The 332-nt window shown below is 50.9% G+C and carries 1 rRNA gene; it reads left to right on the forward strand.

From position 1 onward, the window contains the following. Positions 1-224: 224 nt before the first annotated feature. Positions 225-332: ribosomal RNA gene (gene rrf, locus QMX98_RS34925) — 5S ribosomal RNA — on the forward strand; the annotation flags it as partial.

Raw genomic sequence — 332 nt, forward strand, 5'->3', positions numbered from 1 at the left:
GTTGGGTGTGTAAGCGCTGTGAGGCGTTGAGCTAACCAATACTAATTGCCCGTGAGGCTTGACCATATAACACCCAAGCAATTTGCTGACCTGAAAGGGCACCAGATTGCGGTGTGTGAAGACGAAATGAACCGAAAGTTCGATTGTTCACAAACACCGAGATCTATCACATACCCATTCGCTGGAGCGTGCGCCGTAAGGCAAGCGACCTGGCTACCGAATTTCTTGACGACCATAGAGCATTGGAACCACCTGATCCCATCCCGAACTCAGCAGTGAAACGATGCATCGCCGATGGTAGTGTGGGGTTTCCCCATGTGAGAGTAGGTCAT

This window comes from Pseudomonas sp. PS02303, from assembly GCF_029959925.1.
Lineage (GTDB): Bacteria > Pseudomonadota > Gammaproteobacteria > Pseudomonadales > Pseudomonadaceae > Aquipseudomonas > Aquipseudomonas mandelii.